23 protein-coding genes and 1 riboswitch are annotated in these 23,434 nt (G+C 56.7%); of the genes, 13 read left to right on the top strand and 10 right to left on the bottom strand.

What is annotated here, in order from left to right; all coding sequences use genetic code 11:
- Positions 1–63: 63 nt before the first annotated feature.
- Positions 64–225: riboswitch (cyclic di-AMP (ydaO/yuaA leader) on the bottom strand.
- A gap of 324 nt (positions 226–549) precedes the next feature.
- A complete protein-coding gene (locus tag NC979_RS01515; protein WP_190523084.1) occupies positions 550–1,515 on the bottom strand; it encodes an aldo/keto reductase in 966 nt (321 codons plus the stop codon).
- A gap of 163 nt (positions 1,516–1,678) precedes the next feature.
- Here NC979_RS01515 and NC979_RS01510 point away from each other — a divergent pair, with 163 nt between their 5' ends.
- The 8 genes from NC979_RS01510 (at position 1,679) to NC979_RS01475 (ending at position 7,420) form a co-directional block, all read left to right on the top strand.
- The gene (locus NC979_RS01510; protein ID WP_190523082.1) at positions 1,679–2,230 is read left to right on the top strand and encodes a peroxiredoxin; all 552 of its coding nucleotides are present in this window, start codon (positions 1,679–1,681) and stop codon (positions 2,228–2,230) included.
- A gap of 308 nt (positions 2,231–2,538) precedes the next feature.
- Positions 2,539–3,822, top strand: a complete 1,284-nt coding sequence (speE, locus tag NC979_RS01505) for a polyamine aminopropyltransferase (protein WP_190523079.1) — start codon at positions 2,539–2,541, stop codon at positions 3,820–3,822.
- Between the two features lie 96 nt (positions 3,823–3,918).
- Positions 3,919–4,251: a nucleotidyltransferase domain-containing protein gene (locus NC979_RS01500; RefSeq protein WP_190523076.1), complete on the top strand. Its 333-nt coding sequence runs from the start codon at positions 3,919–3,921 to the stop codon at positions 4,249–4,251.
- A gap of 91 nt (positions 4,252–4,342) precedes the next feature.
- The gene (locus NC979_RS25265) at positions 4,343–4,561 is read left to right on the top strand and encodes a HepT-like ribonuclease domain-containing protein (protein WP_431191012.1); all 219 of its coding nucleotides are present in this window, start codon (positions 4,343–4,345) and stop codon (positions 4,559–4,561) included.
- 15 nt (positions 4,562–4,576) lie between these two features.
- Positions 4,577–5,614 (top strand): agmatinase family protein, encoded by a 1,038-nt coding sequence (locus tag NC979_RS01490; protein ID WP_190523074.1) that lies wholly within the window; start codon positions 4,577–4,579, stop codon positions 5,612–5,614.
- 114 nt (positions 5,615–5,728) lie between these two features.
- On the top strand, positions 5,729–5,818 hold the full coding sequence (petN, locus tag NC979_RS01485; protein WP_190523072.1) for a cytochrome b6-f complex subunit PetN: 90 nt from the start codon (positions 5,729–5,731) through the stop codon (positions 5,816–5,818).
- Between the two features lie 17 nt (positions 5,819–5,835).
- Positions 5,836–6,024, top strand: a complete 189-nt coding sequence (locus tag NC979_RS01480) for a hypothetical protein (RefSeq protein WP_190523070.1) — start codon at positions 5,836–5,838, stop codon at positions 6,022–6,024.
- Positions 6,025–6,037: 13 nt separating this feature from the next.
- Entirely contained in the window at positions 6,038–7,420 is a 1,383-nt protein-coding gene (locus tag NC979_RS01475; RefSeq protein ID WP_190523068.1) for a 16S rRNA (cytosine(967)-C(5))-methyltransferase, read from the top strand.
- 19 nt (positions 7,421–7,439) lie between these two features.
- Here the strand turns inward: NC979_RS01475 and NC979_RS01470 are convergent, their stop codons facing one another.
- Positions 7,440–7,685, bottom strand: coding sequence for a hypothetical protein (locus NC979_RS01470; RefSeq protein WP_190523066.1), 246 nt, complete (start codon positions 7,683–7,685; stop codon positions 7,440–7,442).
- 165 nt (positions 7,686–7,850) lie between these two features.
- Positions 7,851–9,137 (bottom strand): D-Ala-D-Ala carboxypeptidase family metallohydrolase, encoded by a 1,287-nt coding sequence (locus tag NC979_RS01465; protein ID WP_190523064.1) that lies wholly within the window; start codon positions 9,135–9,137, stop codon positions 7,851–7,853.
- A 315-nt stretch (positions 9,138–9,452) separates the two neighbouring features.
- Here NC979_RS01465 and NC979_RS01460 point away from each other — a divergent pair, with 315 nt between their 5' ends.
- Positions 9,453–10,322: a Tab2/Atab2 family RNA-binding protein gene (locus NC979_RS01460; protein WP_190523062.1), complete on the top strand. Its 870-nt coding sequence runs from the start codon at positions 9,453–9,455 to the stop codon at positions 10,320–10,322.
- Between the two features lie 5 nt (positions 10,323–10,327).
- Positions 10,328–11,209 carry an S-methyl-5'-thioadenosine phosphorylase gene (locus NC979_RS01455; protein ID WP_190523060.1) on the top strand — a complete coding sequence of 294 codons (882 nt, stop codon included), beginning with the start codon at positions 10,328–10,330 and terminating at the stop codon, positions 11,207–11,209.
- 108 nt (positions 11,210–11,317) lie between these two features.
- On the opposite strand, the gene NC979_RS01450 is transcribed toward NC979_RS01455, so the two are convergent.
- The gene (locus NC979_RS01450) at positions 11,318–13,027 is read right to left on the bottom strand and encodes an SUMF1/EgtB/PvdO family nonheme iron enzyme (RefSeq protein WP_190523059.1); all 1,710 of its coding nucleotides are present in this window, start codon (positions 13,025–13,027) and stop codon (positions 11,318–11,320) included.
- A gap of 467 nt (positions 13,028–13,494) precedes the next feature.
- Here NC979_RS01450 and NC979_RS01445 point away from each other — a divergent pair, with 467 nt between their 5' ends.
- Positions 13,495–15,993 (top strand): ligase-associated DNA damage response DEXH box helicase, encoded by a 2,499-nt coding sequence (locus NC979_RS01445; RefSeq protein WP_431191002.1) that lies wholly within the window; start codon positions 13,495–13,497, stop codon positions 15,991–15,993.
- Positions 15,994–16,098: 105 nt separating this feature from the next.
- Here the strand turns inward: NC979_RS01445 and NC979_RS01440 are convergent, their stop codons facing one another.
- The 4 genes from NC979_RS01440 to NC979_RS01425 form a co-directional block, all read right to left on the bottom strand.
- Positions 16,099–16,617, bottom strand: coding sequence for an NADPH-dependent FMN reductase (locus NC979_RS01440; protein ID WP_190523057.1), 519 nt, complete (start codon positions 16,615–16,617; stop codon positions 16,099–16,101).
- Positions 16,618–16,714: 97 nt separating this feature from the next.
- Positions 16,715–18,610: a GTPase family protein gene (locus NC979_RS01435; protein ID WP_190523055.1), complete on the bottom strand. Its 1,896-nt coding sequence runs from the start codon at positions 18,608–18,610 to the stop codon at positions 16,715–16,717.
- Positions 18,611–18,776: 166 nt separating this feature from the next.
- Positions 18,777–19,325: a GNAT family N-acetyltransferase gene (locus tag NC979_RS01430; protein WP_190523053.1), complete on the bottom strand. Its 549-nt coding sequence runs from the start codon at positions 19,323–19,325 to the stop codon at positions 18,777–18,779.
- Positions 19,326–19,346: 21 nt separating this feature from the next.
- Positions 19,347–20,216: a class I SAM-dependent methyltransferase gene (locus tag NC979_RS01425; RefSeq protein WP_190523051.1), complete on the bottom strand. Its 870-nt coding sequence runs from the start codon at positions 20,214–20,216 to the stop codon at positions 19,347–19,349.
- 157 nt (positions 20,217–20,373) lie between these two features.
- On the opposite strand from NC979_RS01425, the gene NC979_RS01420 reads away from it, so the two are divergent.
- The gene (locus tag NC979_RS01420; RefSeq protein ID WP_190523049.1) at positions 20,374–20,955 is read left to right on the top strand and encodes a Uma2 family endonuclease; all 582 of its coding nucleotides are present in this window, start codon (positions 20,374–20,376) and stop codon (positions 20,953–20,955) included.
- A 139-nt stretch (positions 20,956–21,094) separates the two neighbouring features.
- Entirely contained in the window at positions 21,095–21,601 is a 507-nt protein-coding gene (locus NC979_RS01415; RefSeq protein WP_190523047.1) for a GNAT family N-acetyltransferase, read from the top strand.
- 49 nt (positions 21,602–21,650) lie between these two features.
- Here NC979_RS01415 and ruvC read toward each other — a convergent pair whose 3' ends face one another.
- Positions 21,651–22,151, bottom strand: coding sequence for a crossover junction endodeoxyribonuclease RuvC (gene ruvC, locus NC979_RS01410; RefSeq protein WP_190523045.1), 501 nt, complete (start codon positions 22,149–22,151; stop codon positions 21,651–21,653).
- A gap of 8 nt (positions 22,152–22,159) precedes the next feature.
- Complete coding sequence (bchI, locus tag NC979_RS01405) at positions 22,160–23,266, bottom strand: magnesium chelatase ATPase subunit I (protein WP_190523043.1); 1,107 nt, start codon at positions 23,264–23,266, stop codon at positions 22,160–22,162.
- Positions 23,267–23,434: the final 168 nt, after the last annotated feature.

Genomic DNA, 23,434 nt, shown 5'->3' with positions numbered 1-23,434 from the left:
AAGCCGTGTTAACACGACTTAGGACACTGAAACAATCAACGCATTAGCGTAAATGGTGATAGTTCAGTCTCCCTCAACGCCGACGAGGTTAGCTGACGGGCTAGGGTTGAGAGATACCCTTTTCCGATTACCCTTCATGGGGGTTTGAGAACTCGGAAACACGCCCCTTTACTGGTTCCCCCGCTCTAGCCCCCTGGAGGCGACTAGATTAGGCTGACTTGTTCGACTTCTAAATTGTAGAAGGGAAAAATGAAAACCGTCAACACAATCCTTGCGTTATGTGACTATTTGTATCTCGCGATACACCTGGGCAATAAAACAATAGTTTTTTATTTTTTGGGTGAATTTACTGACACAAAATAAAGCGCAAATCAAGATAAAAAATATTCTTAAGAAAACCATTTATTTCTGATTGAACATCTTCCGTTAGAAGGATTCTTTGGCTTTGAAGTGGTAGAGGATAGGTCGCGATCGCAGCCTATCCCCCCCGTCAGGCCTAGCGATACCCCTGGGGCCACTGGCCCAATCGCAGCCTAGCCTCCTTTGGACCTAGCGCTTGTTCTGAGTCAGCTGAGCCAGCTGGTCGACTTCATCTACAGCCAGTTGCCAACCCAATGCCCCAGCGTTTTGAGCGGCCTGGTGAACATTTTTAGCGCCTGGGATGGGCAGCACATTGCCCTGGGCCACTAGCCAGTTGAGGGCCACTTGGGCAGGGGTACGTTCATGCTTTTCGCCGATTGTTTGAAGTGCCTGAATAACAGGCTTGAGTTTGGTTAGGCTCTCCTGGCTAAAGCTAGGACTGATACGTCTGGCACCAGCGGGTTTGAGGTCAGTTTCAGGAGTGTATTTGCCGGTGAGTAACCCTTGGGCCAGGGGGCTGTAGGCCAGAATAGTGATGCCCAGTTCCCGTGCCGCTTCCATCACGCCATTGGTTTCAATTTTGCGGTTGAGCAGCGAGTACTGCACCTGGTTAACGGCGAGGGGAATGCCCCATTCAGCTAAATAACCGTGGGCCTGGCGCATCTGACTGGCCGGGTAGTTGCTCACTCCGACGGCACCAATGCGGCCCTGCTTCACCTCTGCTGCTAGGGCTTGCATGAGGTCTTTTTGGCTAAGCAAAAAGCTCAGCGGTGAGTGCACTTGGTAGAGCGCTACCGAGGGCACCTGAAGGCGATCGAGGCTGGCGGCCAGCGCATCTACCACCGACTGCTGAGAAAATCGCCAGGGCAGCGGGAAGTACTTGGTAGCAATCACAGCCTGCTGAGGACGCTGCTGCATAAACTGACCCAGCAACCGCTCTGACTTGCCAAAACCGTAGATTTCAGCAGTGTCAAACAGAGTCAGGCCAGCGTCGAGACAAGCCTCAAAGGCGGCGTGCAGGTCGCTGTCGCTATAGGCTTTACCGTAATCCCAAAACAGGGAGTCGCCCCAGGCCCAGGTACCTACCCCCAATGCCGGTACAGTGGGGCCATTGGGACCGAGGGTAATGGTTTGTAGGTCAGTAGTTAGAGGCATCGTAAAAGTTCCTTGAAGGGAGCGGTAGCTGGCATAGGATGAAGACAGCAATATTGTAAACTTTGGTTAAAAAGCTTTCGGAAATCTCTAGCGATCGGATGATTTGGAGCTTGATTGGTCCCGTTTTTTCCATTAATTTTCTATTCCCCAGGACTGGATTTTTATGAATCGCCGTCGCTTACTTCAGGCCGTGTTGTGTCTTTGTCTGGCCTGGCTGAGCTGGGTAATATCTCCCGCCCCGGCTTTAGCCCTGGGGGGTACCCAGATATCCCTGGGGGAGCCCGCTCCAGAATTTACCCTGCCAACCAATGCTGGCGATGGGGAAATGTCGTTGGCTGACTTTCGCGACCAGTGGGTAGTGCTGTATTTTTACCCCCGTGACTTTACTTCGGGTTGCACCATTGAGGCCCAGCGCTTTGAGCGCGACATTGCTGAATACAAAGCCCGCAATGCTCAGGTGATTGGCGTTAGTGCCGATAGTGTTGAGTCCCACGCCGAGTTTTGCGATTCGGAGGGGTTAGAGTTTCCGCTGCTGTCTGACCCAAAAGGAACGGTGAGTAAAGCCTACGGCTCATGGCTAGGAGCAATGTCGCTGCGGCACACCTACATCATTGGCCCCGACGGCACGATGCGGGCTCGCTTTTTAGGGGTGCAGCCAGTGATTCACAGCCAAGAGGTGCTGGCAACGCTGGATGAGTTGCAGCAGGAGGTGTAGGGGAATAGGTGGCCTAGCCTCTTGGTTGGGCCGGGGTTAGAGTCAGTCCCCACAATTCTTTGCAGTCTACAGGGCTGAGAGTACGGGTGGCGCGAAGGAAGGCCTTGAGACGGTAGGCCTTATCTTTTGGAGCGCGATTGCTCCCCAACAACTTGTGATCTGCCCGACAGGCAAAAACGCCCTTGGGGGTCTACACCATTACAAGATCCCTAAGGCAGCGCCTCGCACTGCCCTGGGGAAATAGACTCTGAAACAGTGATACAGTAGTCGATCTTTGTTTTGGGCCAACTCTAAGGGGGAAAGGGCGCATGAATTCGCTCGGACGACATATTTTGGTTGAGTTCTTTGGCTGCTCGTCAGACATTCTCAACGACGTACCGTTGATTGAGAGCAGCATGGTGGGGGCTGCTGCCGACGCCGGAGCCACGGTAATTAGCTCAGTGTTTCACCATTTTTCGCCCTTTGGGGTGTCAGGGGTAGTGGTGATTCAAGAAAGTCACTTGGCCATCCACACCTGGCCTGAGTACCGCTATGCGGCGGTCGATCTGTTTACCTGCGGCGACACCGTCAACCCCTGGATCTCCTTCGACAAGCTCAAGGTCGCTTTCAAGGCCGACTACGGCTCGGCTCTAGAGATGAACCGCGGCCAGCTCGAACTGCTGGAGCGCATCGACGTTGACCTGGGTGAGCTGCGCGACGAGATCACCAACAAGCTGGTGACCCCAAAACAGAGCCGCAGCGTCTGGTTTACCGACAAGAACGACGATATTGCGCTGTCGATTCGCCACAAGGGCGATCGCATTTTCCGCGAAAAATCGCCCTACCAAACCGTCGAGATTTTCGACACCTTTGCCTACGGCAAAATGCTCACCATCGACAACATGGTGATGTGCAGCGAAAAGGATGAAAACGCTTATCACGAGATGATCATCCACGTGCCCATGCTGCTAAATCCCACCTTCAAGGATGTGCTGGTGATCGGCGGCGGCGATGGCGGCAGCGTGCGCGAAATTTTGCGTCATCCCCAGGTAGAAAAGGTCACCATGGTCGAAATTGATGAAGCGGTAGTGCGGGCCTCGAAGGAATTTTTGCCCTCGCTGTCGGGGGCGCTAGAAGACTCTAAGCTCGACCTGCGCATCGAAGACGGCATTGCCTTTGTGGCCAACGCCCCCGATGCCAGCTACGACCTCATTGTGATCGATTCCTCCGACCCGGTGGGGCCTTCGGAGGGGCTGTTTAGCACGGCGTTTTATCAGCAAGTGCATCGTATTCTTAAGCCTGGTGGGGCGATCACGGCTCAAAGTGAGTCACCTCGGTTTAACCAGCATGCCTTTGTGGACATTCACCACTGTTTGAAGGGCATTTTTGGCTACGATAACGTGTATTGCTATTTGGCGTTTATTCCCACCTACCCAACGGGCATGTGGAGCTTTAACTACGCGACCAAGGGCGCGGCTCACCCCATCCAGGGCATGGATGCAGCGAAGTCTGAAGCCTTTGCCGCCGAGCACAGCCTGCAATACTACAACGTGGGCATGCACCAAGCTGCTTTTGCACTACCCACCTTCGTGCAGAACATGCTGAAGGCTTAACGCAATAAACTAGGAGATTAGGAGAAGCATTCTTTGCTAATCTCCTATCTCCCTTCTACGGAGCAGTGTAGGTTGCCGTTCTCAGGTCAAGCTAGCGTGGCTGTTGCTCAGATCGAAGTACCAATAGAACAAATTGCTGAATTTTGCGATCGCTGGCAAGTTAGTGAGTTTTCCTTGTTTGGCTCTGTTCTCCGCGATGACTTTCATGGTGGCAGCAATGTCGATGTGATGGTGCAATTTCGCCCAGCGGCTCATCCAACCTTTCGCACCCTCGACCAGATGGAAGCAGAACTGACGGTTCTATTCTCTAGAAGAGTTGATCTGATTACGCGTCAAGGGATAGAAACTAGTCGCAATTACCTACGGCGCCAAGCCATTATCTCCTCCACCCAAGTAATTTATGCAACGGGATCTTCAATTCCTGCTTGACATGCTTCAGTCAGCGGAGCTGATAGCGGCTTACATCGGTCAATATTCAAAGACCGATTTTGTGGCGGATATTCAACTCTAAGATGCGGTCATTCGCAAGATTTTAGTAATTGCTGAAGCGGCAAGACGTGTCTCAGAGACAACTCGACAAAACTTGCCCAATATTTCTTGGCAAGAAATCAACGGTATGCGAAATCGCTTAGTTCATAGTTACGATGATATTAACCTCGATATTGTTTGGGAAGTAGTTCAATCAGAAATTCCTCCCTTAATTGAAGAATTAAAGGTACATATCCCTCCCGAAAAGTGAGAAGATCACGTTGCGATGACTACCTCAACTGCCAATTTGCAAACCTTCGACCCCAGTGGTGTCGGCCTCGACAACGGCAACCTCTACGGCCTGCCCTGCGACTACGACACAGCGGGCATTATCATCTTCGGCGTGCCCTGGGAAGCGACGGTGTCGTACCACCAGGGCACCGCCCAGGGGCCCCAGCGGGTGCTAGAAGCTTCTCCCCAACTCGATCTATACGATCGCGACAATCCTGAGGGCTGGCGCCAGGGAATTTATATGCCGCCGATTCCCCAGCATTTGTATGAGCTCAATCAGCAGGTGCGAGAAGCGGCGAATCGCGTCATTCAAGCAACGGAGGAGGGCGTGGCGATCGCGACCCAGCCCCTGCTGCAAACCGATCTCGACAACGTCAACTACGCCTGCGAACAGATGACCGGCTGGCTTTACGCCCAGACCGCCGCCGCTCTCGACCAGGGCAAGCGGGTAGGAGTGATTGGTGGCGACCACAGCGTGCCCCTGGGTTACCTACAGGCTCTGGCCGAGCGCCACCCTGACTTTGGCGTGCTGCATATCGACGCCCACGCCGACCTGCGCCACGGCTACCAAGGCTTTCGCTACTCCCACGCGTCAATTATGTACAACCTGCTGAAGCTGCCCCAGGTGAGCAAGCTGGTGCAGGTGGGTATTCGCGACCTGTGCCACGACGAGGTGGCGCTGATCAAACAGTCTGAGGGGCGCGTTGTCACCCACTACGACTCGGTGGTGAAGGAAAATACCTATCGGGGTATTCCCTGGATGCAGCAGTGCGAGGCGATCGTGGCGGCCCTGCCTGAGAAAGTCTACGTCAGCTTCGACGCCGATGGCCTCGACCCCAAGCTCTGCCCCAGCACCGGCACCCCCGTCCCCGGCGGGCTAGAGCTGGAAGAGGTATTTTGTCTGCTGCGCCAAGTGGTGCGCAGCGGGCGGCAGATTGTTGGCTTTGACCTCTGTGAAGTAGGCGACGGCGAGTGGGACGGCAATGTGGGCGCTAGAGCCGTTTACAAGCTGTGCTGTTTGATGGGGCTATAAAAGGGTTTCCAGCAGAAATCTTGGCTCCCTAGAGCAGCAAGATGTTTAAGCGAGGAAACGCCGTGGCATTATGATAAAAGTAGCTGTGTTGTTTTGAGTCTTAAGAAAGCACCTATGGACATTCTGTCGTTCGGCTGGGTTTCACTACTGGTCGTCTTTACCTTTTCTTTGTCGATGGTGGTCTGGGGTCGCAACGGTTTCTAAACCCAGCGTCTATAGCTATGGAAGCAACTGTACAAGCTCAAGCTTTTAGCATTTTGGCCACCATTGCCCTGGTGCTAATGGTCGTCGTGACCGGCGGCGTGGCCTATCTAACCGCCGCCGACTGGCGCGATCGCCGCCGCCGCAAAAACGACGAGCAGACCGCCAAGCGCGATCGGCAGACCTCCAAACGGCGCGCAAAATCTTAGCTTGGCCAAAATCGTGACTACTCGGGCTGCTGCACCTTCTGGGGCACGGCAACTAGCTCTGAATGTGCTGCTTCAAGTGCAAGCCGGGGCCTACGCCGATGTAGCCCTACACCGCACATTGGGTCAGGCCAAGTTGAGCGAAAGCGATTCCTCTGGGGAGCGCTCCGCCGAACGCGCCTTTGCCACTGAGCTGGTCTATGGCATCGTTCGCCGCCAGCGCACTCTAGACGCTCTCATCGATCAGCTGGGCAGTCGCCCAGCGGATAAACAGCCCCCGGTGCTGCGCCTTGTGCTGCATCTGGGGCTTTATCAATTGCGCTACCTCACCGCCGTGCCCGACTCGGCGGCGGTGAATACCAGCGTTGATCTAGCCAAGGCGAATGGGTTAGGTAAGCTTTCTGGGGTAGTAAATGGCCTGCTGCGCCAGTACCTGCGTCAGTCGGAAGGCGGTACCGATCCCCTTGCCCTGCCCGACGACACGGCGATCGCCCTGGGCATTCGTCACAGCTACCCTGACTGGCTCATCGCTCTATGGCTCGACCAACTTGGCGCGGAAGAAACCGATCAGCTCTGCCAGTGGTTTAACCAGGTACCCTCCATCGACCTGCGGGTCAACCGTCAGCAGGCCACGGTCGAAGCGGTGAAAACTGCCTTTGCCGCCGCAGATATTGCAGTAGAACCTATCTCCGGTGTTCCCTGGGGGCTGCGCCTGGTGAACCACCAGGGAGCCCTCACCAACCTGCCCGGCTATGAAGCTGGCTGGTGGAGCGTGCAGGATGCCAGTGCCCAGCTAGTGGGGCTACTGCTCGATCCGCAACCCGGAGAGACGGTACTGGATGTGTGTGCAGCACCGGGGGGTAAGGCGACCCAGATGGCAGAGATAGTGGGGGAAGGTGGCAAGGTGTGGGCCTGCGATCGCGCCCCCTCTCGCCTCAAAAAGATTACCGCCAACGCCACCCGTTTGGGCCTTACCAACTTGCATACCCACGCGGGCGACAGCACCGACTTAGCCCAGTTTCACGGTCAGGCCGACCGAGTCTTGGTCGATGCCCCCTGCTCAGGGCTAGGCACCCTGCACCGCCACGCCGATGCCCGCTGGCGACAAAATCCAGACAGCATAGCGACGCTAACCGAGCTGCAAAGCGCTCTGCTATCCGAAGCGGCTCGCTGCGTCAAACCCGGCGGCACTCTGGTCTATGCCACCTGCACGCTGCACCCTACCGAAAATGAAGCGGTGATTGAATCATTTTGCCGCACCCATCCTATCTGGCAGGTGCAGCCGCCAACACCCGGCTTTGGGGACGGACTAGAGGTTGCCTCCGCTGGCTGGGTGCGCGTCTGGCCCCATCGCCAAAACATGGATGGGTTCTTTATGGTGAGGCTTCAGCAGGCTTAACATGCTCCGCAAAAAACCGTTATTCTGACGCCTCAAGCTTTTCGCGCGAATCGCCCCAGTAGGCGCTTACAGTAATCACTTCTTGGCTGCCCTTAATCTCCGAAGTCCAGCGGTAGACAGTATTTTTTGGGTTCACCCCCACCTCTAGCAGCTTCGCACCCATGTAGTACTCCATCGAATCACGGGTGCGCTTTTTGAAGAATTCAGACTGGTCTTTGGGCACCGTGCGCGACAGGTGGGCCTGGGTATGTTTGGGCTGAGGCATAGCAATCTAGCGAACATCAATTTAATCGCTTTTATCATAACCAGCGATCGCAATCCGTTGCAGGTACCCGTCCATTTCAGCCGTAGCTCTGGGCAATGTGGACTGCAGATGTGGCTCCCTCGGGAGCTCGGTATGGCACGTTGTATTCTCAGTTAAGCACTAGCTCTAAAATCCCCAGGTGCGCTTAGGGCCAGTGTCGAGGTGAATGATGTTGGGGATATTGCCGTAGATGCCCATGCCTCCAGGCCAGCTCAGCATCAGCGCGTTGGCTACCTGGCGACCGCTAAGCCCCTGTACCTGAATATCGGCGGCGCGGCCGAAGAGATGCTGACTTCGAGTGGCCCCACCCACCGCTGCGTTGACTGCTGGGGGACGATACCAGGAGGTGATCTGAAAGGGGCGGTTGAGGCGATCGCGCGCTGTCTCGAGTGCCCGAGCTAAACCAATAATGTTGTCAACGATCGCCTGGGTTTCAGGAATGCGCGTGGCGTCTCGTGTGGCTTCTCCCCAGGTAAAGCTACCGCCGGGAATAATTGGCTGGTCGGTGTAGAACGTTGACGTATTGCCCGGTAGGCGAAAGGGACGGCCCACGTACTGGGGCGGCGGTGGTGCCGTCGGAGGTGGATACACGACCACTCCAGCCCGCTCGACCCGCGCATGGCCCTGGAACACATACCAGGTATTCAACCCGTTGATGTCATCTTTGACGTACTTGATCGCAAAGCGAATGTGGCCGTTAAATGACCCCTGAGCATCGGCAAAGGCGTAGCTGCTGAGCACGATTGCTGTGCCCGGTGAGGCAGTGGCCCGCTCGTTAGGGGCCAGTTGGCTATTGTCGACCGGGCGACGCTTAAACAGAGTGTTAGCAGTCACGCGCAGGACAAAGGCATTGGGGTCTGGGCGCGGAAACACCACATCGTTGTCGAGGGTGACAAAGGCTTGCGGAGTATACACAAACCAGGTGCTCAGCCCATTGACAAAGTCCTCGGGGTTGCGAATGGCAATTTTAATGTGGTTGTTAAAGTTGCCTTGGCTATCGGCAAAGGCGTAGGAGTGCAGGTTGTAGGATTGCCCCCGAGACACGGCAACGGTTTCGCTGGGGTTGAGCAGAGCCGAGTCGAGGGGACGGCGCTTCAGCAGGGTACTGGTATTAATCCACAGCACGGGCATGCCCTCCTGGTCTTCGTGGGGGTAAACCACGACGCCATCCGACTCTACCTGGGTATCACGACTGGGCACAAACCAGGTATTAAACCCACCGGGGGCGCTGTCGCGAAAGGCCACTTTAATGTGGCCGTTAAACCCGCCGTCAACGTCGGCATAGGCGTAAGATTGCAGCGGATAGACGCTCCCAGCGGCGATCGCTACCTGCTCATTAGCAGCCAACTGCCCCGGCGGCTCCGGCCTCAGCACCAGCGCCGTAGCCCGGTTGACGCGTAAGACTTGATTCACCCTGCATTCCCCACTCTCGCCACGGCTCAATCATATAGCACCATTTTTTAACCCCAAGCCATCTACCCAGGGAAGGGTGCGAGTCAATGGTTTCTACAGACTGAGCCTACTAGCCTCCAGTTCCAGTTGAACGCGAGACCCCTGCCAGCTCAACCATTCATCGACGCGTCACTCAACCAATTTAGGTAAGGTAAAGTTAGCCTTCTCCCCTATGCTGAGACTGCCGCTGGTTGTTTCAACCCTGCTGCCTAACTTCAGCCCCACGCCTTAAAATGTAAGCCCCTGCGCTGAGCCCGTAGCGGCCAGATACCCACCATGACTGTCTGGCAAGCCGATCTCCACCGCCCACCCCTGACCAGCCCCAGCGGTGAACCCCTTTGGGAAATTTTGCTGTGCAGCGACGATTTTGTTTTCAGCTACGGGGCCATGACTGCTCAATCGTCGGTGAACAAAGCCTGGGTGAGCGAGCAAATAGGCATAGCGTTAGAAAAAGCCGGTAGCCCCCCCGAGAAAATTCAGGTGTTTCGGCCCCAGGCGCTGTCGCTGCTAACCGTGAGCTGTGAGTCGCTGGGAATTGCGGTCGAACCGACCCGCCACACCGCTACCCTGCACCAGTGGCTTCAGCAGCGGGCCAAATGGTATCCCACCCAACCCAATGCCGTCCCCATTCCCTACAACCCACTGCATATCGAGTCACCGCCCCCTGTTCCCCTGCCCGAAAATCTTTGGGGCGATCGCTGGGGTTTCACAGCGCTATCCGCCTACGACTTTGAGCAAACCCTGCCCTACGAACCTATTCCCCTGCGCCACCTGCTGCCGAGCTTAATGCCCTCCGGTTTGGGCTTAGCCAGCACCACGCCAATTCCTGGAATTGTAGTCGATGCCGGACGACAAGCGATGGCCCTGGCCCAGTGGATTCAGGCTAACAATCCCGCTTGGCTGAGCTATGTGCGGGGGGAACCAGATGGACTGATTTTGGATGCAGGATTGTGCGATCGCTGGGTCTTCACCACCTTCAGCGACCCCGATGTGGCTGCCGCAGGGCAACGCTTTGAGCAGCGTAAACAGGCAAGTCAAGGCCTCCACTTTCTGCTAGTGCGCCCGGACGACTCAGGCATGACCAGCACTGGCCTCTGGCTCTTGCAACAGCCGGGTATGATAATGCAGTCCAGCACTAGACAGTAACTACCATGGCGGCACAGGCACAGATTGGCATCATCGGCGGCAGCGGCCTCTACCAAATGGAAGCCCTCACCGACATCGAAGAAGTTCGCGTTGACACCCCCTTTGGCAGCCCCTCAGACGCCATCATTCTGGGCACACTGGATGGCACTCGTGTGGCGTTTTTGGCCCGCCACGGGCGCGGCCACACCCTCATGCCTACCGAGCTACCCTTTCGCGCCAACATCTATGCGATGAAATCCCTTGGGGTGGAATACCTCATCTCCGCCTCCGCCGTAGGTTCGCTCAAAGAAGCCGCCAAGCCGCTGGATATGGTGGTGCCCGACCAATTTATCGATCGCACCCGCAACCGAGTCAACACCTTTTTTGGTGAAGGGCTAGTGGGCCACATCACCTTTGGCGATCCGGTTTGCCCAGCCCTGGCAAAGGTGCTCGCCGATGCCGTAGAAAGCTTGGAGCTACCCGATGTTGATCTGCACCGGGGCGGCACCTACGTCTGCATGGAGGGGCCTGCCTTCTCCACCAAGGCCGAGTCAGAGCTGTACCGCAGCTGGGGCGCGACCATCATCGGCATGACCAATCTGCCCGAGGCTAAGCTAGCCCGCGAGGCCGAAATCGCCTACGCCACCCTGGCCCTGGTCACCGACTACGACTGCTGGCACCCTGACCACGACAGCGTTACCGTCGAAATGGTAATTGGTAATCTGCAAAAGAACGCCGTCAACGCCCAGCGGGTAATTCGCGAAGTGGTGAACCGTGTTGCCGCCAATCCGCCCGAGTCGGAGGCCCACTCGGCGCTGAAGTACGCCATCATTACCCCCTTCGATAAGGCTCCCGCCGCCACGCTCGACAAACTTAGCCTGCTGCTGAAAAAGTATTTGCCGCAGTAGGTTTAGGGGAATAGGCGAATGGGTTTAGGGTGCAGGGTGTAGGGTCTACGGCAAGCCTTACACCTTATACCGTAAACCTGCTTTTCCATCCCTTACATTGAATGCCCCTCACCCCTCACCCACAATGCGAAAGCCGACCTCATTGCTGCGGGTGTCGGCCTTGAGGCCCGCTCGATAGGCTGAGCGGCACTGCTGCGGTGGGCTTTGCCATGAGCCACCGCGCACCACTCGCCAGTCATCGTTAGAAGATGCGTCTCGGTTGGGGGAGCACCATTCCAGCACGTTGCCGTGCATGTCGTAGAGGCCAAAGTCGTTGGCTTTGCCAAATGCCCCAACGGCTGTAGTGGTACCGCGAAACTGGCCGACTGGTTCTTGGCGGTAGGGTTTGGTGCCGTTGTAGTTGGCCAGGTCGGTGGTGAGGGTTTGGCCCGTGTGGAAGGGGGTAGTGGTTTTAGCGCGGCAGGCGTATTCCCACTCAATCTCTGTGGGCAGGCGGTAGCGCCGTAGACCAGGCTGATCGGGATGAGATTCGATCAACTGGTTGAGCCGATCGCAAAACTCCACCGCCTCCTGCCACGACACCTGCTCTACTGGGCGATCGTTGCCGGTGAAGTAGGCTGGGTTGGGGTCGAGGTCGCGCTTGACAGTGGGCAGCAGCGCCACTGCCCGCCACTGCCCCTGGGTGATGGGGTGCACACTCATCCAAAACGAATCTACGGCGGCAATGGTTTGGGGTGGCTGCGAGGGGTCGTGGCCCAGCTCGGTATCGGGAGCACCCAGCACAAACTGGCCCCCCACAATCGACACCAGCCGCAGGGTCACTGGGCCAATCGGAGTTTCTAACCGCAGGGCTTTGTGGGATGGAGTGGAAAATTTAATCTGCGATCGCCCCATGCCAAACTCATCGACACTTACCGATTCATAGCTATACAGCTCACCTGAATCCGCTACCTCAAGGGCAGGCACCTCTGGGTCAGGAGTCGCTACCTCAGAAGGTTCCAGAGACTCCACACCAGAAGGTTCTAAGTCTGGTGGCTCTGCAGTAGGAACTTCCCCTTGCTCTAGGGCCTGTTGAAGGCGATCGAGTAGAGTGACCAGACTGGGCATGGCCTGAGAAATATTTCCAGGGGCTAGGGTCTGTAGGGCTGGCACCTGCTGACGCACCGCCATCGCCGTGCCGCCGCCTAGTAGGCCTAGACCCGCCATGCGTAACCAGCGTCTTCGCCCCATGGGCCGAGCTCTAGACACTTGAGCGGGTTTCTTAGCGGTGTCCAGGGCAGCGGCCTGCCGATCGATCGGGCTGAAAACCGGCGGCGACGGCGGCGGGGAACTAACCACAGCCAAACTGTTAAATACGCCTTCAATGCGATGAATCAGCCGATCTAAATCGCGGTGAAAGTCGGGGTCGCAGCGCACCACCGCGCTCTGGCGATGCACTAAACCCCTTAGCCCCTCGGGCAAAGCAGCATCTTCAGGAAGCGTGGCCCCGTTTACTAGCACGGGAATGACGAGGCGATCGCGTCGCAGAGCCGCCTCAATTTCCACCCGTACCCAGTCAGAGGGGTTCGCCAATTTGGGCTTGCCGTGAGCATCGGCAATCCTTAACCATTGGGGGTCAATGATTGCTAGCAGCACAGGGCAATGGCTAACCTCTTGTTCTAAATAGTGACGAAAATTCACTCCAAAAGGAATTGAATCAATATCCTTAAAGATGCTGTTTTCGCCAAAATGAGCCACTAAACGGTCATATATTCGCCCTGTGATGTCGATGCTAGTTAACCGACGATAGGAAATGAAAATAGACTTGGCATTAGTCATAGGAGTTAGCTGCCAAAAGTAGAATGCACACCTGGTAGCTAGGATGATAGACGGCAACCAAAAGATTCCAGTTCCGGTGACATTGTTGAATTCCTTACACGGCAGACCTTACAACATGAACTTTTAACAGTTGAATAAGGGGTCTCACCCCTTATTCAACGTTCTAGCTATCACCGCATAGATTAGACATATTCCCAAGCTAGTACCTGTAAAAAAATCTTATTTTCAGGTTTATTCACAAGGTTTTCAATTACTTTCTCCAGTAAACTAATCAATTTTTAGTGTTGGCAATTTGAGAAGAATTACAGCAATCGTTGATGTCATCAATGCCGAAAACAATGTTCCTCTTAGTGCCTCAACACTCTTTTCCACGCCACCTGCAACTAGGCCAGCAAGAGTAGTAAATAGTCTGAGCAGCTATCTCCCTTTACACTGGGATGATGCCGATCTCTTCATTCAATAGCCCTGTGACATCTGACCTGCGCCTTGTCCCTATTGCCCAATACTTCGCCACCCGTGGCTGGCAACCCCTTGCCTTTCAGGCTGAAACCTGGGCAGCTTATCTCGATGGACGCAGCGGGCTAGTGCAGGTACCCACCGGGTCGGGTAAAACCTATGCAGCGGTAATGGGAGCGATCGCCGAAATGATTGCCACCCCACTAGAAGGATTGCAGCTGCTCTACATCACCCCCCTGCGCGCCCTATCACGAGACATTGAGCAGGCGATCAAAGCTCCGATCGAGGCGATGGGCTGGGGCATTACCGTCGAGTCGCGCACAGGGGACACTAGCTCTGCCCGTAAGACCAAGCAGCTCAAGAACATGCCCAATATCCTGATCACCACGCCGGAATCGCTGGCGGTGATGCTGTCGTACAAAGACGGGGCTAAGCGGTTTAGCAATTTGCAGGCGGTGGTGTTAGACGAGTGGCACGAGCTGATGAGTTCGAAGCGGGGCACCCAGGCAGAGCTGTGTTTGGGGTATCTGCGCTCGCTCCAGCCCAAGCTCCGCACTTGGGCGATCTCCGCCACTTTGGGGAACCTGGAAGAAGCAGCTCAAACCGCCGTGGGCTTGGGCACCGAGCCGGTGATTGTGCGCTCGAATTTGAAGCGCGACACGGTGATCAAAAGCATTCGCCCCGAGTCGGTGGATACCTTCCCCTGGGCGGGACACCTGGGTCTGCGCATGTTTGAAACCCTGGTGGAGGCGCTGGATATTGAGAAATCTACTCTGATTTTTACTAATACCCGCAACCAGTCGGAGCGGTGGTACCAGGCGCTAAACTTTGCCCTGCCAGAAGAGGCCGATCGCATCGCCCTGCACCACGGCTCGATCAATGTAAAAGAGCGAGAGGCGATCGAGGCGGGGGTCAAGTCTGGCGATATTAAGTGGGTGGTGTGTACGTCATCGCTGGATCTGGGCGTCGATTTTCAGCCGGTGGAGCGGGTCGTGCAAATCGGTAGCGCGAAGAATCTGGCACGGCTGTTGCAGCGGGCGGGGCGCAGCGCCCACGTGCCGGAAGGTACTTCGGAGGTGTTCTTTTTGCCCACCAATGCTTTGGAACTGCTCGAAATTTCTGCCTTTCGTCGAGGGCTAGAAATGGGCGACATGGAAACTCGTCGCCCCCAGCACAAGCCCTACGACGTGCTGGTGCAGCATCTCGTCACCCTGGCCTGTGGCGATGGCTTTGAGCCGCAAAAGACTTTAGACAATGTGCGCCAAACCGTCGCCTATGCTGACCTCACCAACGAAGAATACCAGTGGATTTTAGATTTTATCGAAAACGGTGGTCAGTGTCTGGGAGCCTATCCTCGCTACAAAAAAGTAGTGCGAGAAGATGGGCTTTTCAAAGTTAGTGATGCGAAACTGGCTCGCATTCACCGCATGGGCATTGGTACCATTACTTCCAATACGCCGGTCAAGATTGTCTACACCAACCGCAAAGAGATTGGCACCGTCGAAGAATCTTTTGTGTCGCGGCTGAAGCAGGGGGATGTGTTCTTTTTCGGCGGGCGGCAGCTGGAATACTTTCAAATGAAAGACATGGTGCTCTACGTCAAGGGCACCCGCAAAAAATCGACGGTGACGCCTACTTGGGGCGGCGGGCAGCTGGCAATTTCAGACACACTCAGCCACCATTTGCGCCGCGAGGTGGAACGGGTGCGATCCTTTCTCGATGACGATGATAACCGTAGGGTGCATTCGCACAGCAGTGCACCATCCGCAACCATTGACCACGATATTGCCCTCGCCAACGACGAAATTCTCACCATTACCCCCATTCTCGAAGCTCAGCAGCGTCTTTCTACGCTGCCCACTGCCGATGAATTATTAGTAGAAAGCTGCAAAACACGGGAGGGACAACACCTCTACGTATTCCCCTTTGAGGGCCGCTTTGTTCACGAAGGGCTGGGGTTTCTCTGGGGCTATCGATTCGCCAAGCAGAAGACGGCGACCTTCACGATTTCGGTCAATGACTACGGCTTTGAAATTCTTGGCCCCAAAGGGTATCCCTACCAAGATTTGTTCTCTAGCGACTTCTTTAGCCTAGAGAATTTGGAGGACGACATTCGCGCCAGCCTCAACATTTCGGAGCTGACCCAGCGCAAGTTTCGCGGCGTGGCCCAGGTGGCGGGGCTAGTTTTTAAGGGCTATCCGGGGTCGCGCAAAACGTCGAGCCAGCTTCAGGTGAGTACGTCGCTGCTCTACGAGGTATTCACCAAATACGAGCCAGACAATCTGCTGCTCAAGCAGGCGGAGCGGGAGGTGCTGCAAGACCAGCTAGAGACTCACCGATTGGCCAAGATGCTCAGGCGGCTAGATCAGCGATCGGTTGTGTGGAAAGACACCAAACGGCCCTCGCCCTTAGCCTTTCCGCTGCTGGTGGAGCGGCTAAATTCTCGTATGTCGAACGAGACGCTGCTGGAGCGCATTCAGCGTATGAAAGAGCAGTGGGATAGGAAGTGAGGGGATAGTAAAAGAACGAGAAAGCCAAGATCAAAGAACGTATCATTCGCTCTTTGTGCTGAACTCTCGTTCTTTTGCCATCCGTGACGTTTCGCCTGAATGCGTTTAGCCTTGTGCTGGGATGCCTTCATAGGCGGATTCGAGGGCGGCGAGCTGGCTGACGAGGGCGGCGATCGCCTCGGGGTTAGCCGCCTTTTGGGAAGTACTCAACACCTCTCGTCCCAGCACCGTGCAGCCCAGATGCGAGAGCTGCTGCCGAATGGCCAGCATGACCTTTTGCCCACCGCCACCGCTATGGGTAGCCAAAGCCACGGGCCGCGAGTTGAATAATGCCCGAAAGTCGTCGGTGCTCACCGACAGCCAGGCGATCGCATTGGTCAGCACTGGGGGAATGGAGCCGTTGTACTCGGGCGCGCAGATGACTAGGCTCTTGTGCTGCCGCATGGCTTGGGCCAGCTTGCTCAGGCCATCGTCAGCACCGCTGCCCCCAAGGGAGTCATAAAGCGGCAGGTGTAGATCGGGGAGGCTAATTATCTCTACGGATAGGCCCCTGGTGGTTGCTTCAGATTCAAAGGCGCGGGCTAGTTCAAGATTGGTGCCGTTGGTGGCAGATAAGATCAGCATTGTTCTCAGGGAGTGATGGGGGCAGAACCGATGGCTTCACCGATGCTAAAGACAGCTGGCGCATTTTAAGCCCATCGGCAGGAGGATTAGTGGCATTTCAACGATTATCGTATTGCCCCAGGTAATGTTCAACTCGCTGGCGGGTGTCGGCGATCGCTAGCCCCTGGCTCCAATATTCAACCATGGCGTGGCCAAAGGCCCAGGCGGCGCGATCGGGCTGGTCGTTGTGGTCGAGCAGCAGCGGCCAGAGGGTGAGTAGGTCTAACTGGACCTTGTCAGGGCCAATCACCTTAAACAGGTCGTAGGCGAGCTGGAGCTTGCCCAACACCACGGGCAGCTGCTCGACTGGAATTTGCTCGGCTAGTAGGTAGGCCAGAGCCGGGGAGCCGGTGGTGAGGGTGGCGAGAAACTTTAGCACCGGGCTTTTGAGAAAAGCTGTCACCCCCTGGGTGGTGCTCATCTGCAGACGGTAGCGATTGATCAGACGGGCCGAAGCCGTGATCTTGGTTTCGCGATCGCGCAAAAACCGCGCCAGCCGCAGTTCCTTGGCGGGGTCAATCAGCTCGACTAATGCGGTGGACAAGGCATCGACATTCCACCCAGGGCGCTCGGCGTTGCGGGTGACCAGGGGCAAGATGCGATCGCACAGTTCCCCTAGCTGCTCTTGCCGGTAGCGGGTGGCCTCGCGGATAGAAACTTCTTTAGGACGGTTGCCCCACTGCCAGTCGTAGGGGGGCTGCCACTCCCGCAGGGGCCGCAGCCGATCTACCTGAGTTAGAGCCGTAATGGCGGGCAGATCGGGCACCTCCTCGCGCATGTCGCGCAGCAAATCGGCATCCATTTGCAGGGCTGGGTCGAGGGCGGGGGTGACCAGCAGCAGCAGGTCGGCCTCGCGGGCGCAGTCGAGCAGCTGGTCGCGATAGTCGGTGCGATTCACCTGCTCGTAACCTGGAGAATCCCATAGAGTGAGGGTTTCGCCCGCGTCGCCCTGCCAGCGGTAGGTGCTGATGGTATCGGTACTGGGCAGCACATCAACCTCGGCGCGATCGCTGTCAAACAGCGTGTTGATCACACTGCTCTTACCTGCCCCGGTGCGCCCCACCAGCAAAATGTTGACAGGTTTCTCAGCCACCTGCTCCACCGACTCAGCCTGGTCGAGAATCTCCCGCAGAGTCTGAGTCTGGGCCGTAGGCAGCGGCTTTTGGGGGCCAGGCAGGGTTGGCAGTTCACCGCTGTAAAGCGCTACCGACTGGCGGTACAGGTTCCGTAGGGTAGCCTCTCGCAGCAGCGCATTCAAATTGCCCAAAAGCTGCTGGTTAGCCAGGGCATTGGTGGGTTCGCTCAGGGTGCGGGCGGCGGCGGCGGCGGGGTTGATCAACCACTGCGCCCAGTTCCACGCCTGCCAGAGCTTTCGAGCCGAGGGTTCGACCTGGCGGTAGACCTCATAGCCCTGCACTGCTTGACCCACGGTCACCTGGCCCAGCACCGGAGTTAGGGTGTCAATCCAGCGATCGACATCGTCTACGGTGCCCCGCAGCAGGCCATAGGCATCGGGCAGGTAAATGTTGAGCAGCGGGTATTTCACACCAGGATGGTGGGCCTGGGCCACCGCCGTCACCACCTCGCGGCAGCGCCCCCAAAAGGGGTTCCAGTCTTCCCACAGGGGTGGATCTTGCTGGGCCGCCACGAGAATGTCTTCCAGTGCCGCAGCGGCGGACTTAACATTAGGAATGCTAGCTGGGGCTTCTGCTTCGGTTACCTCATCCAGCTCCTGCTGAACCTGCTCTAGCGCCGCTTCCATCTGCTTAAAGACAGGCTTAGTCCAGCGAGCCAGCAATCCTCGCCACAGCACCAACATGAGAACGATCACGCCCCAGATCCAGTTCAGCTTCCAGGCGTGAATTTGCGCGCCTGCTGCGGTCAGAATGAATCCGGCGATCGCCACCAGAGGCAGCGCCAGCACCGCCCACTGCCAGGGTTGAAGTCGCACCATGGCCCTATCCCTACCTATCCAACGTCTTTAGTGTAAGCAGGGTGGGCTAAAACCCAGGGCACAAATCACTAAACGTTAGTTAGAGCTGAGGGATTCGCACCTGACTCTTCACGTGGTTTAGGGCAGAAATGGAGGCTAAAGGTTTGCTCCAAGCAATTTCTGAGGACTATTTGGTAGGTTGCAGAGCGTAGTAGAGCAGAGGGCGGTCATTCACTATCGCTCGCCCCGTCTGCACCATCTCCAGACGCTCCAGCACGCGGATGGATGCCGTATTCGGCTCATCCACATCAGCCACCACTTGTTCCAGCCCCAGCTCATCAAAGACGTAGCGCAAGACTGCCGCCGTTGATTCCGTGGCGTAGCCTCGGCCCCAGAGCTGAGGTCGGGTGCCAAAAACCAGGCTGGGTGGTTCATCGGGAACGGCGATTAGCCCAGAGAATCCGGTAATAGTTAGGGATGGGTCTGAGGGAGCGATTACCTCCCCCGACTGCTCAAGCAGCGATCGCTCAAAAAACAGCCACAGTCCATAGCCCTGCTGGGCAAAGCTCGCGTCGCTGGCCGCCAAAAAGTCGCTGGCCTCCTGGCGAGAAAGGGTGTGATCGTCAAAGAGAAACTGCCGCACGTCTGGCTCAGTCCACAGCGATCGCACCGCGTCGAGGTCGGCCATAGTGCTGGGCCGCAGCATCAGGCGCTCGGTGTGCAAAACCTGGGTCATGGCTTCAGCTAGTTGAATAGGCTAGGCGGGCTGAGGTAGGGGAAGATCATCGGACTGGCGATCGCCCTCTGGCTGCTCTATGCGATCCGCCACTGGCAACGGCTTGCGGCCACAGCTCAGCTGGTTGAGCCAAAACACATCCTCCGTGCGCACCTGCTCGAAACCGGCGTAGCCCAACCAGGCATCGACATTGCCTTGACCGTAGTCGCGAATAAAGGGTTCCTCAAAAATGCTGCTAAGCCAGTCGCTAGCCCGCAGGGTGCGCTGGTTGCCGTCGAGCACCAGCATTTGCCCACCGGGCGTCAGCAGCCGAAACGCCTCTGAGAGAATGGTTTTAGCCACCGCTGGGGGGGTTTCGTGGAACAGCAGCGTGGCGCACACCACGTCAAACGATGCGGCAGGCAGCCCAGTGGCCATGGCGTTGCCGTGGCGAAATGTCACATCCACCGCCGCCGCTTTAGCCTTGTAGTCGGCCATCACCAGCATCTGGGGCGACAGGTCGAGACCCATCACCTCCGCATTAGGGAAGCGACGCTTCAGCATCAGCGTGGTGGTGCCCGTGCCACAGCCCAAATCTAAAATCCGTCGAGGCTCGCCCTTAATGGCTTTGATCAGACTCTCGCGCACCCAGTTTTCGCCAGGGGGCAGCACGTACTGGGTAATGGGGTCGTAGGTGAGGGCGGCATCGACATTCAGGTAGCCGTTTTTAATGCCGTGAAAGTTGCTGATTTTGTAGTAGTTGGGATACACCACCTGGGGATTGGTGAACTGGTTCACCCCGGCTTCCCAATCGATGCTGTCGCGCAGCCGCAGCAGGGCATCGCGATCGACCAGGTGCGAAAAGATCGGCGCGAAGAACTGCTCAAACAGGGTTTTAGACTGAGTTGCCATAGGTCAATATCAACGCCGCGCAAACTTCCCCTCAGCCTAGCAAGTTCGTTTCTCTCTGGCCAGGGAAAAGGGGCGGGTTAACGCGCCACAGCCATTGAGAAGGCTTCTATGACTGTGGGAATGTCATAATTTAAACCACTAGCGGTACTGATACGCCATGACTACTACCACTCAGCGCCTGACCCTAGATGAGTATCTAGCCTATGACGACGGCAGCGATCGCCGATGCGAACTGATCAATGGGGAATTGCTACCGATGAGTTTGGGAACTGGTAAGCATGGGGCCATTATCAAGCGCCTGGAGAGGATGTTTGATGTCGAGGCTGAGCGAGTTCAGAATGCTTGGATTGCCCTAGCGGGAACAGTAGGACTGCAAAGCCCTCGCAGCGAACGTTGGGATACCGTCAGAATCCCTGATGTATCGGTGCTGAGACTAGAGCAGTGGGAGGCTTTACAAGAACGAGAGGCCGTTATTCGCCTCAATGAGCCACCACCACTGCTGGTTGTAGAAGTTGTGAGTGAATCAACCAAAAGCACCGATTACCGAGCAAAACGGGCAGAGTACAGCGTGCTGGACATCCCAGAATATTGGATTGTAGACCCGCTGGTGGGTAAAGTGACCATTTGCCTTCTTCTGGAAGGGTGGTACGAAGCCACAGAATACCAAAGCCAGAGCGTGGTTCAGTCGTCCATTTTTCCGGAACTGACCTTAACCGTTGCAAGTATTCTGCAAAGCTAGCTACACCCGATCTAATAAGTGCTTAAATAAACCAACAGACTATATCTGTTGACCCTCAAAAACCCTAATTACTCAAACCCACGGTTAGAGGCCTTGCGGCCAGTACAAGGTTTTACAAAGTAGTCTGTGTCAAGCGTCCATGGAACACTGTTATGGCTTTGCGCTGCCGGGCTACAGGTTGAGGATAGGCTCAATCCGCGATCGCGCCACCGTGGTCAAATTTATGGAGCGCACCTACACCGAGCTTGACCCCCACCAGCCCACGGACCACATTGCCGCCACGGTCGATCGCTACCTCGGCCGAGACACGCCCCTCTGGTGGGTGGATGTAGAGTCTACTTCTGGTCCCCCCGCTGCTCCAGTGGGGTCGATCTGGTTAGGGCAGGCGACCGACCAACGCAGCGGCGTTCTGCATCCCTACGTGCTGATGCTCTACGTCGCCCCTGAGCATCGGCGGCGCGGCATCGCTACGGCCCTACTCACGGTGGCTCACCAGTGGGCGCAGCAGCAGGGGCACAGGCAGATTAGCTTGCAAGTGTTTAGCCAAAATCAAGCGGCCCAAGCGCTATATCAATCTCTCGGCTATTACCCCGAGGCCATTCTGCTGAAGAAGGAGTTAGGCTCAGCCGCTAGCGAAATTCCTTAATACTGCTAGCCGCTGGCCAATTACGAGAAGCGAAGAATTTAGATATGTCTTAACGCTGATACCAAGCCGCTAGTGCCAGGGCCAGCCCATCTGCCGCATCGTCAGGGCGGGGAATGCGCTCTAGGCTCAGCTCTCGAGCCACCGCTTGCTGCACCTCAGACTTATCGGCATTGCCGTAGCCCGTCAGCGCCTGTTTCACCTGGGCCGGGGTGAACTCCACAAAGGGCAGGCCGTGCTGAGCCAGCACCAGCATCACCACCCCCCGCGCTTGGGCCACCAAAATGGTGTTGCCCATGCGGTAAAAAAAGAACTTCTCGATCGCCACCAAATCCGGCTTGTACAGTTCTAACAGGCTGTGCAAATCGGTGTAGATGGTGCAGAGGCGATCACCCACTGGCGTTTTAGCCGGGGTTTCAATCACGCCAAAATCGACCACTGCAGCCTCGGCGTGGGTGCCAGAGACAGGCGGGGCCGAAAGATCGGCCCCGTCGATTACCCCAAACCCCAGAATGGCTAACCCTGGGTCAAGCCCAAGAATGCGCTGACCCACAGTGATGCTTACCGAGCCCCCACAGGCTGGCGACCGTTAACCGCTGCTTCATCGGGGTCGGCCAGACCAAACACTTTGCAGAACACCTTCTCGACCTTATAGCCCGAGTCGATGCTCTCCAGAGGGTCTTTGCGCAAACGGTGGCGCAGGCAGAGCACAATCACCCGCTTGATGTCGTCGAGGGTGACTTCAGTACGGCCCTCGTAGGCGGCGATCGCCTTGGCCGCCCGGTTGGTGACGATGTCGCCCCGCAGCCCGTCCACATCTAGCTCTGAGCACACCTCAGAAATGCGCACTCGGTCTTCGTAATCGAGGTTGACCGAAGCCAGCCTCTGCTGCGCCTCGACCAGCTTGACCTGGAGCGCTTCCTGCTCGGCCTGGTGCTTGGTCAGGTAAGCGGCGGGGTCTTGATCAAACTCAGAGCGCTGCTCTACAATCTGCACCCGCAGCTCGGGGTCGCGCACAGTGCGAATTTCGGCGTGCATGCCGAAGCGATCGAGCAGTTGGGGCCGCAGTTCGCCTTCTTCGGGGTTGCCGGAGCCCACCAGCACAAACTGGGCCGGGTGGCGAATGGAGATGCCTTCGCGCTCCACAGTGTTCCAGCCCGAGGCGGCAGAGTCAAGCAACACGTCGACGAGGTGGTCGTCGAGTAGGTTGACCTCGTCTACATAGAGAATGCCGCGATTGGCCTTGGCCAGCAGGCCCGGTTCAAAGGCTTTGACGCCTTCAGATAAGGCTTTTTCAATATCAATCGTGCCGCAGACCCGGTCTTCGGTGGCTCCCAGGGGCAGGTCAACCATGGGCACTTTTTTGTGCGCCACGGGTAGGTCGTCGGTGCCGCGCTCGGCCCATACGTCGCGATCTTGGGGCGAACGGCTGAAGGGGTCATCGGCTACGACCTCGATTTCGGGCAGCAGGTCGGCTAGGGCACGAATGGTGGTGGATTTGCCGGTGCCGCGATCGCCCATGATCATCACTCCGCCAATTTTGGGGTCGATGACATTCAGCAGCAGGGCCAGCTTCATGTCGTCTTGGCCAATCACGGCGGTGAAGGGAAATACCGCGCGGCGGGCGGGGGCAAAGGTGGCCGAAGGGGTCGCAACAGTAGAATTCACAGGCGTTTCAAAAGATGACGGCAAAATTTAAGAGTGTCTTCCATTGTGCCACAGTACCTGCGCTCCTTTGGCTGAGCACGAGGCAAAAGAACGATTCTCAATAGCCGCAGCTGACAAAACGCGAACAAGGGCAGTTAGGGTGCGATCAAACAGTATGACCGAGCGGGC

Origin of the sequence: Leptolyngbya subtilissima AS-A7 (genome assembly GCF_039962255.1) — a bacterium.
Taxonomy (GTDB): Bacteria; Cyanobacteriota; Cyanobacteriia; order Phormidesmidales; family Phormidesmidaceae; genus Nodosilinea.
This window is presented reverse-complemented; position numbering and strand designations above follow the sequence as displayed.